General features: G+C 47.0%; 9 protein-coding genes and 1 tRNA gene. 8 read left to right on the top strand and 2 right to left on the bottom strand.

The features are described 5' to 3' along the window. Positions 1-35 precede the first annotated feature (35 nt). The 8 genes from WBG78_RS11395 to WBG78_RS11365 all read left to right on the top strand — a co-directional run bounded on the left by WBG78_RS11395 (position 36) and on the right by WBG78_RS11365 (position 11386). Entirely contained in the window at positions 36-2810 is a 2775-nt protein-coding gene (locus tag WBG78_RS11395; RefSeq protein ID WP_337326551.1) for a DUF7133 domain-containing protein, read from the top strand. Between the two features lie 148 nt (positions 2811-2958). Then, positions 2959-3264: a DUF6660 family protein gene (locus WBG78_RS30775; protein WP_443092779.1), complete on the top strand. Its 306-nt coding sequence runs from the start codon at positions 2959-2961 to the stop codon at positions 3262-3264. 171 nt (positions 3265-3435) lie between these two features. Beyond that, positions 3436-6690 (top strand): efflux RND transporter permease subunit, encoded by a 3255-nt coding sequence (locus WBG78_RS11390; protein ID WP_337326550.1) that lies wholly within the window; start codon positions 3436-3438, stop codon positions 6688-6690. 3 nt (positions 6691-6693) lie between these two features. After that, entirely contained in the window at positions 6694-7935 is a 1242-nt protein-coding gene (locus WBG78_RS11385) for a TolC family protein (RefSeq protein WP_337326549.1), read from the top strand. A gap of 9 nt (positions 7936-7944) precedes the next feature. After that, on the top strand, positions 7945-9135 hold the full coding sequence (locus WBG78_RS11380) for an efflux RND transporter periplasmic adaptor subunit (RefSeq protein WP_337326548.1): 1191 nt from the start codon (positions 7945-7947) through the stop codon (positions 9133-9135). A gap of 156 nt (positions 9136-9291) precedes the next feature. After that, a tRNA-Pro gene (locus tag WBG78_RS11375) sits at positions 9292-9365 on the top strand. A gap of 176 nt (positions 9366-9541) precedes the next feature. Next, positions 9542-10516 carry an aldo/keto reductase gene (locus tag WBG78_RS11370; RefSeq protein WP_337326547.1) on the top strand — a complete coding sequence of 325 codons (975 nt, stop codon included), beginning with the start codon at positions 9542-9544 and terminating at the stop codon, positions 10514-10516. Positions 10517-10555: 39 nt separating this feature from the next. After that, positions 10556-11386: a helix-turn-helix domain-containing protein gene (locus WBG78_RS11365; protein WP_337326546.1), complete on the top strand. Its 831-nt coding sequence runs from the start codon at positions 10556-10558 to the stop codon at positions 11384-11386. A gap of 76 nt (positions 11387-11462) precedes the next feature. Here WBG78_RS11365 and WBG78_RS11360 read toward each other — a convergent pair whose 3' ends face one another. Together WBG78_RS11360 and WBG78_RS11355 are read right to left on the bottom strand one after the other, a co-directional pair. Beyond that, positions 11463-12014, bottom strand: a complete 552-nt coding sequence (locus WBG78_RS11360; RefSeq protein ID WP_337326545.1) for a hypothetical protein — start codon at positions 12012-12014, stop codon at positions 11463-11465. Positions 12015-12156: 142 nt separating this feature from the next. Then, positions 12157-14424 carry a GAF domain-containing protein gene (locus WBG78_RS11355; RefSeq protein WP_337326544.1) on the bottom strand — a complete coding sequence of 756 codons (2268 nt, stop codon included), beginning with the start codon at positions 14422-14424 and terminating at the stop codon, positions 12157-12159. Between the last annotated feature and the right edge of the window lie 532 nt (positions 14425-14956).

The following is a 14956-nucleotide window of genomic DNA, read 5'->3' as shown; positions in this document are numbered from 1 at the left end:
ACTCCTTATCATATTGACGGTAATCCAAATATTCAGTGAAATTTGCCTGCTCATTCACTTTGATCTTTGCATTGATCACTGTCTTCATGGGAATAAGCTCATGTACCAAACAGCAGTCTCAGGAAGACTGGCCCGTTGTAAAATTGCCCGACGGTGCTGACACTACAAGTGAATACTGGAAAGGAGTAGATCTCAAACCAAAGCCTCCTGTTAAGCCTGTTTCCGTTAACGATCAGCTAAAACTGTTTTTACTGCCACCAGGTTATACCCTGGAACCAGTCCTTACAGAGCCGCAAATTCAACAACCAGCAGCCATCACGTTCGACGGTAATGGACGAATGTATGTGCTTGAACTTCGTACCTACATGCTCGACGCGGATTCGCATGGAACTCTAAATCCAGTGAGCGGGATATCCCGATGGGAAGATACGAACAACGATGGCGTCTATGAAAAAGGTACGATGTTCGTCGATAGCCTTGTATTCCCCAGGTTTGTGTTACCTGTGGGCCCCAATAGCATTCTGACGATGGAGTCTAATGGTGATAATATTTACAAGTACACCGATACGGACAGTGATGGACATGCAGATAAAAAGGAATTCTTCACAGATAACTTCGGACGTGCCGGTAACGTGGAGCATCAGCAGGCGTTTCTCTATTGGGGCATGGACAACTGGCTCTATAGCACTGTCAATCCTTTTCGCATACGGGAGACTGAACAAGGCGTGATTCGTGAATCTACAGCATCTAATCATGCGCAATGGGGTATAACACATGATGATGATGGCAAGCTTTGGTTTCAGGGAGGATCGAATGGGCTTCCTTCTTACTTTCAATTTCCTGTTCATTATGGGGACTATGTGGTGAAAGATAACTTCGAGGAAGGCTTCGACGTGCCCTGGGGCGCGCCAGTGTTGGTTTCTGATATGCAGGGTGGTATGGGTGCCGTTCGGTTGCCAGAGGGAACGTTGAATCGCGTGACCGGTGCCGCCGGCAATGATGTATTCCGTGGACACAGACTCCCGAATGAACTCAAGGGTGAATATTTCTATGGCGAACCTGTTGCGCGAATTGTACGCCGCGTTCATCCTGAAGTCAAAGAAGGCCTGACTACGCTGCACAACGTTTACCAACAGGAGAAGTCTGAGTTTATAAGGTCAACCGATCCATTGTTCAGACCAGTTGACATGGCAACAGCTCCGGATGGAACAATGTATATCTGCGATATGTATCATGGCATCATTCAGGAAGGCGAGTGGACTCCCGTTGGATCATACCTGCGCGCAAAGATAGATCAGTACCAGCTTGACAAAGTGATTGGTCTTGGTCGCATCTGGCGCTTAAAGCACAAGGACTTTGAACGCGATGAAACAAAGCCCCGCATGTATGATGAGTCATCGCCGGAGTTGTTGAAATATCTTAGTCATCCTAATGGCTGGTGGCGCGACATGGCTCAACAGGTTCTCGTTCAGAGAAAGGATGTATCTGTAGCACCAGCACTGATGAGTATCGTTAGAACAAGCGACAATCTGCTTGCGCGGTTTCATGCACTTTGGGTCCTTGAAGGTATTGGAAAGCTTGAGTCACCGCTGGTAACTGATATGATGAAGGACAGCAATCCCCGCATGCGTATTCAGGCGCTTTGGGTAAGTGAGTCGTTATATAAAGGTGGCGACAAGAAGCTGGCCCATCAGTATGTAGCCATGATCAACGATCCCGACACGGATGTAAGGATAAGGGCAATGATGACTTGCAGACTTCTTAAGATCACCGATTCGAAGGATGCCGTAAAAAAACTTTTAGCTACAGACAAGTCGAAAGGCATCCAGTTGGTGGGCGAGCAGGTGTTGACTCCGATCGAAGTGAATTCCTTCTTTGGAAGAAGTAATCCCAACTTCACTGATGAAGAAAAGGCATTGGTTGCTAAGGGTGCTGACATTTATTCAAGCCTTTGTTCAACGTGTCATGGCGCGCTTGGAACGGGACTTCCATTCGGCGAAGGCAAGTTGATGGCGCCCTCATTGGTTGCTTCTTCTCACGTACAGGCGCATCCTGATTACGTAACGAAGGTATTGCTTCGCGGTATGACGGGTGAGATTAGTGGCACACACTACGCCGGTGTGATGATGGCACCCATGGGACAAAACTCTGATGAATGGATTGCATCTGTTGCTTCATATATCAGAGCCAACTTTGAAAATGAATCTTCGCTTGTGACCGCGAAAGATGTGGCGAGATTACGGAAGGAGACTGCTGTGCAGACAAAGCCTTATACATTTGATGCCCTTTGGGCGACGGTTCCCAAGATCATTGAACCAACCGACGCATGGAAAGTTACAGCAAGTCATACGGGCGAGGTCCGGAAAGGTAGTACCGCTTCACCGAAGGCTGCATTTACTTTTGAGGGATGGACCACCGGCGTGACACAGCAATCCGGAATGTGGTTCCAGGTGGAGTTACCTCAGGTTGTAACACTATCGGAGATGCAATTCAAATCACCACCAATCAGGAGGGGAAGAGGAAATGAGCCTCCGCCGATCCAAACTTCGCCGAGAGGATTTAAGGTAGAGGTGTCGACCGATGGAAAGACGTGGGGGACAGTCATTGCTAACGGTGAGGGTACGGGACAAAACTCGACAATTCGTTTCACACCGGTTGACGCGAAATTCCTTCGTATGACGCTTACGAAATCGGAACAAATAATTCATGGCGAGAGGCGGGGTCAGCCCTTTGATTTCGAGGTGGTGTGGAACATGCGCGAGTTGAAACTTTATGGAGTGGAAAAGCAACTGACGACGGCCAAACGATAGTGACTCGCTCTGATCAGGATGGATCCCACGTTTGCAAGGTGGAAAATAACGTGGTTAGCAGGGTATCCTTTGGCCTATTTGGCAGTTCACCGATAGTCCGGCGTTTGCAATCCGGTTGCGTCAGTTTTATTTGTAGATTTGAAACTGTATGGCGTTCCGGCTCCTTTTTGCGCTCTATATCTTGTCGCTGGCAGTGATGCCCTGTGCAGATGGGTATTCCGATACTGGAACCAATACCGCCGTTGTAGTGACACCTATTGCGGGTCATCAGGATCAGGACTTGTGTGCACCCTTCTGCAATTGCTCCTGTTGTGCTTCTCACATTCAGCTAAGCTACGTTGCCTGCATAAGCTGCTGCCTGTACAAATACAATATAACAAGCATCACACCGTATGTGATCAGCCGCCCTGCCAGTCAGGCAGGCAGCATTTGGCAACCGCCGAGAATATCTTAAGCATTTCCTCCTATTAAGCGCAGCGCTGCCATGCAATGTCTGCAATACTCGTTTTCTGCCGGGCATAAAGTGCATTTAGTTTCATCCCTTGCGGTGAAAACGGGGCTTAGTAATTCATCAACATCACCGACAACTGCTTAAGAATCCAGTCGGGATCATCATTAATTATTTATGTTAGACAAGATCATTCAGTATTCAATAAAGCATAAGATCATTGTTGGATTTGCAACGGTCGCCTTAGTTGCCTGGGGAATATATTCGATCACCAGGCTTCCCATTGATGCGGTGCCGGACATTACCAACAATCAGGTTCAGATCATAACGGTTGCACCATCTCAATCGGCACTGGACATAGAACGACTCGTAACGTTTCCGGTGGAGCAAACTATGGCCACGATTCCCGGGATCGAAGAGATCCGGAGTTTTTCGAGATTTGGTCTCTCCGTTGTCACGATAGTGTTCGGGGATCAGATAGACGTTTACTGGGCGCGTCAGCAAGTTAACGAACGGCTTTCTATCGCTGCAGGGCAGATTCCACCAGGTGTAGGCGTTCCGGAGCTGGGGCCAGTCACTACAGGGCTGGGCGAAATTTATCAATACATCATCAGACCTGAGAAAGGATATGAGAAGAAGTACGATGCCATGGAATTGCGCAGCATTCAGGATTGGATCGTACGACGGCAATTACTGGGAACTCCAGGAGTCGCGGATGTCGCCAGCTTTGGTGGATATCTTAAGCAGTATGAAATTTCGCTGGATCCAGATAAGCTTCGGAGTTTCAACTTAGGGATATCAGATGTATTCAAAGCGCTGGAGAAGAACAATCAGAACACTGGGGGCGCATACATTGACAAGAAACCCAACGCCTGGTTTATCCGCAGCGAAGGTCTTATTAATTCACTCGGCGATATAGACAAGGTCGTCGTCAGGAACACAGACTCCGGTATACCCATACTCATTAAGGATGTGGCGACTGTCAGCTACGGATATGCAACGCGGTATGGAGCGATGACATATAACGAAGAGGGTGAGGTTGTAGGAGCGATTGTGCTGATGCTGAAGGGCGAGAATTCCAACGCTGTTGTCAACAGAGTGAAAGCCAGGATGGATCAGATACAAAAGACGTTGCCTGAAGGCGTTACGATCGATGCCTATCTTGACAGGAGCAAACTTGTTGAGCGGGCCGTTGGTACGGTTGAAAAGAACCTTATCGAAGGTGCACTCATCGTCGTTGTTGTGTTGGTGCTTTTCCTCGGAAACCTCAGAGCCGGTCTCATCGTTGCATCGGTTATTCCTCTGGCCATGCTGTTTGCTGTTTCGTTGATGCGCGTATTTGGTGTATCGGGGAACCTCATGAGCCTTGGCGCGATAGACTTCGGTTTGATAGTTGACGGCGCTGTGATCATCGTAGAAGCAACTATGCATCATCTGGGAATGCGAAATATCGGACGGAGGCTTACGCAGCAGGAGATGGATGTTGAGGTGTATCAATCAGCTTCTGCAATCAGGAACTCAGCAGCATTTGGTGAAATCATAATTCTTATTGTGTACCTGCCCATTCTGGCGCTGGTTGGAGTGGAGGGCAAGATGTTTAAGCCCATGGCGCAAACGGTGGGGTTCGCGATTATGGGAGCGTTTATTCTGTCGTTGACATACGTGCCGATGATGTCTTCACTTTTTCTGAGTAAAGAACCTCAGCACAAGAGAACCTTTTCTGACAGGATGGTGGAGTTCTTTCATCGTATGTATAAGCCCGTTCTTGATGTTGCATTAAAGAGTAAGATCGTTGTAGTGGGGATAGCCGTAGCGTTGTTCGTCGGAAGTGTTGTTGTGTTTTCGCAAATGGGTGGCGAGTTTTTGCCTACTCTTGAGGAAGGTGATTTTGCTGTTGAAACCCGGACGCTAACGGGCAGTAGTCTTTCATACACAACCGATATGGCTTCCAAGGCTGCGGGAATTCTGCTTCGCGAATTTCCAGACGAGGCAATGGAGGTAGTTGGGAAAATTGGTTCTTCTGAGATTCCTACCGATCCTATGCCTATTGAGGCCTGCGATGTGATCGTAATTCTGAAAGATAAAAGTCAATGGAAAAAGGCATCAAACAGGGAGGAGCTGGCCGACAAGATGGCCGAAGCACTTGAGTTGCTTCCAGGCGTTACGTTCAGTTTTCAGCAACCAATTCAAATGCGTTTTAATGAATTGATGACTGGTGTCCGGCAGGACGTTGCAGTGAAGATATTTGGAGAGGACCTCGAGATGCTTACAGGGCTGTCAAAGAAGGTTGCAAAAGTTATTGCTACTGTGAACGGTGCCCGTGATCTGTATGTAGAGGAGGTGACGGGCCTTCCGCAAATTGTAGTTTCAATCAATCGCGATGAGGTAGCCAAGAATGGACTTGACGTTGAGACGATCAATCAGGTCATCAATACGGCGTTTGCGGGGCAGGTGGCTGGTGTTGTTTACGAAGGAGAAAAGCGCTTCGAACTCTCCGTTCGGCTTTCATCACAAAGCAGGCAGAGCATAGATGATGTACGAAACATCTTTATCTCAACTTCAACGGGGAATCAGATTCCGTTGAAGCAGCTTGCCGAGGTTGAATTTAAAGTAGGACCTAACCAGATCCAGCGGGAGGACGCGAAACGGAGGATCATTGTCGGGTTCAATGTGCGTAGCCGCGACGTTGCATCTGTGGTGAAAGAACTTCAGCAGAAGGTTGAACAACAAGTAAAGTTTCCTCCGGGCTATTACGCCACGTACGGAGGACAGTTTGAGAACCTTGAGGCGGCGCAGGCAAGACTCCTGATCGCAGTACCAGCTGCACTGTTTCTGATCCTCGTCCTTCTTTATTTAACGTTCGGATCATTTAAACAGTCGATGCTCATCTTTCTGGCTATTCCGATGGCAGCTGTCGGAGGAGTGCTGGCATTGGTGATTCGTGACATGCCATTCAGTATATCAGCAGGAGTTGGGTTTATCGCGCTGTTTGGAGTTGCAGTATTAAATGGTATCGTTCTCATTGCTGAGTTTAATAAACTCCGGAAGGACGGAATGACTGATCTCTATGAGATTGTGAGAAAAGGTACCGAAGTTCGTTTGCGTCCTGTGTTGATGACGGCGGCGGTAGCATCGCTCGGATTCATGCCCATGGCCCTGGCTACCAGTGCCGGTGCTGAGGTTCAGAAGCCTCTGGCAACGGTGGTTATCGGAGGATTGGTAAGTTCTACTGTACTCACGCTGATCGTACTTCCCTGCCTGTATATTTATTTTGAACGCTTCCATTTCAAACTCAGATCACGCACAACTGCGATTATCCTTCTGCTCATTACGGTGAGCGGATTATCAGGTGTACTGAAGCAACGGGATGATAAGCGTACATCTCTTCCATTTGAATTGATTAATCGAATTAACGACACCATAAAGATGTGACCTATGAGATACCTCATTGCAGCAACCCTGATCTTTTGTGGGCAACTCGTAGCGGCGCAGCCCCAAAAAGTTACTCTTGAACAAGCCATGAATCAGGCCGTTCAAATTAACAAGAGCATACAGGCCGCGGACCTGGGTATTGAATACCAACGTCAGCTGAAGAGAACGTCAACCGATATTGGCAAGACGAACGTAGTCTATATGCGCGGCCAATACAACAGCTTTGCGAAGGACGATAACAACGTTACAATCTCTCAAAGTATTCCGTTTCCAACTGTGTTTGCAACGCAGAGCAAACTCAATCAATCGTTGATCAAGGGAAGCGAACTTCATAAATCAACGGTGCAGAACGAATTGATGTACCAGGTAAAACAGGCCTTTTACGAACTTGTCTATCTGAAAGCAAAGGAGTCTCTTCTTAGAAGGCAGGACAGCATCTACCAGAACTTTGCCAGGGCGGCAGATGCCCGTTATCGTGCCGGTGAAACCAATTTGCTGGAGAAGACTACAGCGGAGACTCAAAGTAGTGAAGTCACGAACAAATTGAACCAAACGAGAGCGGATGTTACCATATACCAGCAACTTCTGGGGACACTCATCAACAATGGAATGCCCATGGATGCGGCAAACGAGATCCTTCAGGAAAGGGAGTTCGATCTTAATGCAGACACAGTTTTGTTGAAGCATAATCCGCAGCTTGCGTTCCTGAAACAGCAGACAGAGATAGCTGAAGCCGAGCGAAAGGTTGCCGGTGCGAAGTTTTTGCCCGACATCCTTGTAGGCTATTTTAATCAAACACTGATCGGTACTCCTGCCAACAGCAATGGAGATCTGGCTACACACAGCGACCGCTTTCAGGGATTTGAGATTGGTCTGTCGGTGCCGCTATGGTTTGGACCTCAATCGGCGAAAGTAAAGGCGGCCTCTATTAACGAGCAGCGCGCCGGCTCTGTGTACGAATACAATCAAACCATACTGAAAGGGCAATGGCAACAGGCGATTCAGCAGTACGCGAAGAGCAAGAGCAGCCTTGCGTATTATCAGACTGCTGCATTGCAGAATGCGGAACTGATTTTGAAGCAATCCGAACTCGCTTTTCGCAATGGCGAGATTGACTACATGGAGTTTCTGTTGTCGACGCGAAGTGCCATACAGATTCGAGAGAACTTCCTCATTAGTTTAAACGACGTAAACCAGTCAATTATTTATCTGGAGTTTCTGGCTGGATCCAACAACAATCAATAATGCACTATAATGAAACATCTCATATATAAATACCTTTTTGTCGTTCTGCTTGGGATTCTTCTTCTAACGGGCTGTAATAAGCAAGAGGAAAAGACTGCAGAAGTTCAGCATGAGGACGAAGTTAATGTTGCAGAATTTTCCGATGATCAACTGGCAATGGCCGGCATAAAGCTGGGCGGTGTTCAGCACAAGGTGATCAGTGGTACTATCAAGGTCAATGGAGTGCTGGATGTTCCACCTCAGCAGAAGGTGAGTGTGTCAATACCTTTTGGAGGTTTTCTAAAGAGTACATCGATGCTTCAGGGTTCACGGGTTTCAAAGGGTGATCTAATTGCTGTCATTGAGAATACAGAATATATCCAGTTGCAGCAGGATTACCTTGAGGCACTTACGCAGTTTGAGTTTTCGAAGGCAGATTATGAGCGACAGCAACAGCTGTCTTCCGAGAATGTAAATTCTACAAAGACGCTGCAGCAATCGAAAGCGACGTATCAGAGCTGGCTTGCCAAGAAGAATGGCCTTCTTGCGAAGCTTCGTCTGCTCAATATCGATCTCGACAAACTTTCAGGCGGAGATATTACGAGTACGGCTAATGTTTATTCGTCCATTAGCGGGTACGTTACCCAGGTAAATGTTAATATTGGAAAGTTCGTAAACCCTGCGGATGTCTTGTTTGAAATCGTAGATACTGAACACCTTCATGCAGAGCTTATCGTGTTTGAACGGGATGTACCAAAGATCAAGATAGGGCAGAAGGTCCGCTTCACCCTTACAAATGAAAATAAGGAGCGCTTTGCAACAGTATATCTTATTGGTCGGGAAATTGGCAGCGACAGAACTATACGCATACACTGTCACATTGATAAAGAGGATACTAATCTTCTTCCGGGCATGTACCTGAAAGCCATCGTGGAGGCTGGGGGAGTAGAGGTTCCCGCGCTGCCAGACGGAGCGATTGTCGATTTTAAGGGAAAGAAATATGTTTTTGTTCCCAACGACACTGCTACTGCGAGTGAAAATGAAAAGCAGAACGGACAGCTACATCACTTTGAGATGGTGGAGATACAAACTGGCAGCAGTGAACTTGGTTTTACAGAAGTCACCTTTCCAGAGACGAAAGGCACGGCTGCTGTGGTAGTTGAAGGTGCTTATGCGATACTATCGAAAATCAAGAACAGCGAAGAAGAAGAGGGTCATTAATAATGCCTGTACGAAATTATCAAGGGGATCGATGTCGGGGATTGCATTCTCCTTTTGCAGTTGTGGGCATTATTCGAAATCGCTACTTTGGTTGACCTTTTCGCCTTCGCTAATATTGATAAAATTTCAAGATGCGAGGCTTTACTGAGGTGAGTTCGGGGCGTAGCGCAGCCCGGTAGCGCGCTTCGTTCGGGACGAAGAGGTCGCTGGTTCGAATCCAGTCGCCCCGACGCAAAGAGATTGTTCGTAGTGGACAATCTCTTTTTTTTATGCGACGCAATGCAGCTCTCCGCCTCCATTCATTCATGGAATATTGAGCCGCCCAGGCAAATAAATTGAGCCGCTTACGAAAGCTCAAAAAATAGCTTACGCTGATCTTTGTTGTCATAAATCAATAGCGAACAACATGACAACAGCAATCAAAAAAATAAGCCTTGGTAACAACGGACCACTCGTATCCAAACTGGGACTAGGGTGCATGCGTATGTCACCGACGTGGGGACCGACGAATAATGAAGAGAGTGAAAGTATTGCTACGATTCAGATGGCCCTGGACAATGGAATTAACTTTCTGAACACGGGTGACTTTTATGGAAGCGGCCATAACGAATTGCTGGTAGGAAAGGCAATCAAGGGACGAAGAGAACAGGCGTTCATTAGCGTAAAGTTTGGAGCAATCTTTTACGGCGGGCACTGGCTTGGCCTCGACCTGCGTCCAATCGCTATCAGAAATTTCATTAATTATTCTTTGGTGCGTTTAGGCATCGATACTATTGATCTATATCAGCCGTGCCGGCTGGACAATAGCGTCCCGACCGAAGACGTGATAGGAACGATAGGAGACCTGATAAAAGAGGGCAAGGTGCGTTACCTCGGTGTTTCTGAAATAACGGCTGATCAGCTTCGTAAGGCAAACAGTGTGTACCCGGTTTCTGCACTGGAGATAGGCTATTCTTTAGCCGACCGTCAGATAGAAGGCGATCTCCTGCCTGCAGCGAAGGAACTGGGAATTAGTGTTGTGGCTTTTGCAAACACAGCCGAAGGGTTGCTTACAGGCGATATGAAGGCTCCTCTTCCAACCAGGAGCTATCAGAGTCATTTCTCGCGTTTCAAAGGAGAAAATCTCATGAAGAATCTTGCGAAGGTTGAACTGCTGAAGCAAATGGCCGCTGCGAAGGGATTCACACCAACACAATTGGCTATTGCCTGGGTAAACACTCAAGGGGATCACATTATGCCATTGGTTAGCATGAGTCGCAGATCACGTCTACCTGAGAATATGAAAGCTATGCAAATCAATTTCACTTCTGACGAGTTGCATGCCCTTGATGCACACTTCGCACCAGGAGCAATCCTGGGTAGTACCTATCTGCAGAGATAGATCGTCGTCGCGGGCGTGTTTGTTTCGTAACTTTACACCATGACGAATCCAAATGAGATAGTGCCGGGAGTAATATTCTATTCTTATAATTCAACTATACGAAAGGAGAAGGTGGGATTCCTCAGCAATCACACGCTTGTGCTATTGGTCTCGGGTAATTTTATGCTGGAGACATCCGAACATAAAGTTTCAATGAACAAGGGTGAGATGCTGTTGATTGGAAGAAATCAGTTGGGACAAATCACCAAGACTCCAGAGCCGGATGAATATTACGAGACCATTGTGATTTCACTGCAGGAAGATCTGCTTCGAAAGATTGCATTGGAGGAGCACAGTGAACTACAGCAGAAATATGTTGGACCTCGTAATGTTCTGATACCGGCCAATGATTTTCTGAGGGGATACTTCCAGTCCGTGATACCATATGCGCGGGACGCTGAAAGAAAGCTAACGGCTGAGCTAGGCATTCTCAAAGTGAAGGAAGCGGTGAAATTGTTGCTGCACACAATGCCCCAGTTGCGCAATTTGCTGTTTGATTTTTCTGAACCTCATAAGATCGACCTGGAAAGGTTTATGCTAAGCCATTATCAATACAATATTCCTGTCGCTGAGTTTGCCGAGCTTACTGGGCGAAGTCTTGCGGGTTTCAAGAGAGACTTTCAAAAGATGTTCGGAATGGCACCGAGGCAGTGGCTGCAGGAAAAACGACTTACTGAAGCAAGGAACCTTATCGAGAGCAAGAATAAGAAACCATCGGCGATCTACCTTGACCTGGGGTTTGAAAGCTTATCACATTTCTCAAGTTCTTTTAAGAAGAGGTTTGGGAAAGCCCCCAGTGAGTGGTCTTTAAGGAGCTCGCTGACCAGGTGACTAATAGTGAGAAGCCTGCGACGAAAGGTTTGGCCAGAAAATAGCAGAGTTTACTAAGGTCGTGTTGCAATTGATCCTAGAACCTTTTGCCAACTCCAAAGCCCAGCACCCACGCGTTGTAGTTATCAATTTTAAAATCAAAAACGAGGCTCAGCGAGAGCTCCCAGTCGTTGGGTATTTCCCATCCGCAGTCACCACCAAGCCTGAAGAGTCCTAACGTACCCTCTGAAGCGACTTCCATGCCGCCACCCGCGAATATGGAAATGTGCTCTCCGAATCTACGAGTACCTACCAGCGCCATTGAAAATGGCTTTGAACGTTTTAAAATGATGCCTTCTTCTTTTTCGTATTGAAAGTCCTCGATGACAAGATCAGTATGCAGACCCGCTCCCCATTTATCTGTTAATGAATAATCGTAGTCGAGACTCCAGCTAGGAAGCATCAGCCAACTGCTTTGGCCATTCTCGTTTATACCGGTTGGAACGTGAGTGTGCGTTATGGAAAGGCTTACTTTGTTTCTGTTGAACTCCGGACGGGGTGCTTCAGTTTGCTGCGCACAAACCGTGCACATAGAGCTGAAAAACAATCCCACGACCGAAAAAATAACTAAGCGAACCAATACATTCATATGAAGCCAGATGATCAACCTTATCCGAAGGTTGCGCTATTTAAGGGCTACATCTTGAATTTGCAGGTTAAATGGAGTTATTCACGGTGAAAGAGTGGCGGGAACATTGAAATGGATCGCCTGATATTGCTGCGCGACCTGTTTAGTCGGACGAGTCACGCAGGCTATTGATGGGTGCGGATGCCTCCGCCTCAGTCATAGACGACATGATTACCCAGCTAACGTCGGAAATTTCAAGAGGTGCATAGCTGCACAGGAGCTGAACGCCCCTTGCGTCTGGTTCAATCCTGAATCCGGTTTGACCTTTAAGAGCCAGCGTCGTTGATTCCTGCCGAACCTCTTCAAGCAATATGTTGGTCTCCATTTTTCTGATTTGCTGAAGTACAGATGGCGCATACATGAGGCGTTGCAACGACACGATATGTTCTTCCAGGTCTTCAATTAATGGTCTCGATATAGACCGAAGCTTATAGTCATCTCCGACCATGAAGGTTTCTCCACTTTCTCCAAGCCCGTCGTCGCGCCATTTATTATTGCCTGTGAGGATCTGATTGATTTTATTGATTGGCATTTGAAATACAAGGATGCCGATCTTCTCTTCACCCTCATATATGGGTGCGGCGATAAACGATGCTGGTGCGTGGTACGATGGATCGTATGGTTCGAAATCGATGAGCTTTACAAAATCATGTTCAGTTGAATCAATAGCTTCCTTTACAACACGCCCGAAGTTGGTGGAACTGTAGACGCCGGTAAGCAGTGATGTCGCGAAGTCTACTTCCTTGAACACGCTATAGATCATGTCACCGGTTGAAGCATCAATGAGAAATATGTCGTAGTACCCGAACTTCTCGAGGAAATTTCTAAGCAGCGGATGATAAACCTGGTGCACCTGACTATATGCACTGTTGTCGTCAGCTGCATCTAGTTTTGACTTTTTCCCGGTAGGGTGGGGGTTAGATGAAATATATGCGTGTTGAAGGATCAGTGCGCGGTCATCAGCCGGAAGGTAATGACTGGACGAAACGTCCGTGCGAATGTTTTCCTGAAGCCGCGGCATGAACTCAGTGTCGTAGTAATCAGTGACGCTTTTCTTCAGCATCTCACGGCGTTCTTCTGAAAGGGGTTCAAACTGATAAAATGCTTCCCTGAATTTTTTCATCGCATGCAGTACCATTCGGTCTTCCGAAAAAGTATCGATTTGGTTTCTGATGATGTCGAAGTAGTATTCAACGTTGCGCTTCTTTGTGGAAGTGATTGAACGAAGCTGATCAAACTTGGATTGATAGTTTAGTTCACCCAGTTTCTTGAACAGAGTGTCGTATTTTCTGCTGATTGTTTCCTGTGTGGCCTGCAGCTCTTCCTGGTTCTGGCGCAGTTCTTCTTCCTGCGCGCGCATCTGTTCAGTTTGCTCGTTCAGTTCTTTTAACATCGTCTGCGTTTGTTCGGCAGTACGTATGGATGACACCGTGAACGCAATGCTTTCACCTATCTTTTCGACGAACTCAATTTCGTGTTTACTAAAGTCCTTGAAGGAAGCCAGTTCGAGAACGCCAACAATGTTCTCATTCATGAGTAGGGGAACAATCAGAACAAAGCGCGGATTGGCGTCGCCCAGCCCGGAGGTTATCCTCATGAAATTGTCAGGTACTTCCCTGAGATAGGTAGTTTCACGCTCAAGAAAAGCCTGACCGATCAGGCCCTCTCCAAATTCGACTCGTTGAGTAAGGTGTTTACTTCTGCTATACGCATAGCAAGCCTGCATTTCAAGGTATTCATGTCCGGATGGATCCTTTGCTAAGAGAAATATGGCGCCCTGATTTACTTTAACAATGCGAACAAGGTTTACAATAATGTCGTTAGACATTGCCTTAAGATTCGTCGAGGACTGCAGTACGTTGACAAAGCGAGCCAATCCTTCAGACGCCCAGTTCCTTTGCTCATCTTCTTGCTTGATGGAGATGAGATTTGACTTTATGTCGAGCAATGCCTTACCTAATACATCCTGTTCGTGACGGATTGCATAGGTAGCATCCAGATTGCCGGACCGTATTTTTTCAGCGAAGGCCGTTTGACGAACCACATCCTGGCGAACGAGATCCAGGTGATTTCCAATTTCAGTCGTTTCCAGAAATCCGTTGGCGCGTGATAGCCCTTCAAAATTGCCACTCGATAATTCTTTTGCAGTAATGTTCACGGTTCTGATGCTTCGGATCACCTTTCGGACGAGAAGCAATGCAATAGCGGCACTGATTCCTGCTATGAGGATCAAAGCAATTAGGGCCAGCGTTTTACCTTCCAAATGATGTCTGAAGGTCCAGATGGAGAGTATCAGAACCGTAATCAGAGGGAAGACAAGAATAAGCGCAAGCCGTTGAGGGAGTGTTAGCTTAAAAAATTGCGAACGCATGTCTAAGTCATCGTTTAGCTAAAATATCAGGTTGCGGTGATTGGTGCCAGCCGGAACGCACGAGTTGACATAGAGTGGGAATGAAATTACGAGATTGGGGGTTAGGCGTATCAGGGAAAACCCTGAGAATGGATGCCTCCGGTGGTGAAATCAGCCTAAAATTAAGGAGCAGGCAAGTCAATATTGATGCTGAATCCATCATCAATTTTCAAGCATGCTGAGAAAGAATAGACCATTTTTTGTTTCCCAGAATGGGACTGGCTTCATCGATGTTAACTCGACTTTGTATCGAGTCAAATCGGCTTTATATCGGCTTTGTATCCAATATGCATCGGACATACACCGAGCATGTTTCGATGCTGCAAAGCACAAGTTGCGAACATGAAAGCCGCCAGACATCGCCTGGCAATGCCGGGGCGATGCATGACCGATTTAGGTGTAATGGGCGCCGGACTGATCGTGAATTATTGTTGCTATAAATAGAGTCAATATTTTAGTATTGCATTATTAACCGGATTTATGAGGACTCGCG

The organism is Chryseolinea sp. T2, assembly GCF_037203685.1.
Classification (GTDB): Bacteria; Bacteroidota; Bacteroidia; order Cytophagales; family Cyclobacteriaceae; genus Chryseolinea.
Note: the sequence above shows the minus strand (reverse complement) of the source record. Positions and strands in the feature narration are given on the sequence as shown.

Excerpts from the sequence above, each read along its gene's own strand:
- WBG78_RS11355 (WP_337326544.1), bottom strand. The coding sequence starts at position 14,424 with ATGCGTTCGCAATTTTTTAAGCTAACACTCCCTCAACGGCTTGCGCTT.
- WBG78_RS11385 (WP_337326549.1), top strand. The coding sequence starts at position 6,694 with ATGAGATACCTCATTGCAGCAACCCTGATCTTTTGTGGGCAACTCGTA.
- WBG78_RS11370 (WP_337326547.1), top strand. The coding sequence starts at position 9,542 with ATGACAACAGCAATCAAAAAAATAAGCCTTGGTAACAACGGACCACTC.
- WBG78_RS11380 (WP_337326548.1), top strand. The coding sequence starts at position 7,945 with ATGAAACATCTCATATATAAATACCTTTTTGTCGTTCTGCTTGGGATT.
- WBG78_RS30775 (WP_443092779.1), top strand. The coding sequence starts at position 2,959 with ATGGCGTTCCGGCTCCTTTTTGCGCTCTATATCTTGTCGCTGGCAGTG.
- WBG78_RS11390 (WP_337326550.1), top strand. The coding sequence starts at position 3,436 with ATGTTAGACAAGATCATTCAGTATTCAATAAAGCATAAGATCATTGTT.
- WBG78_RS11365 (WP_337326546.1), top strand. The coding sequence starts at position 10,556 with ATGACGAATCCAAATGAGATAGTGCCGGGAGTAATATTCTATTCTTAT.
- WBG78_RS11360 (WP_337326545.1), bottom strand. The coding sequence starts at position 12,014 with ATGAATGTATTGGTTCGCTTAGTTATTTTTTCGGTCGTGGGATTGTTT.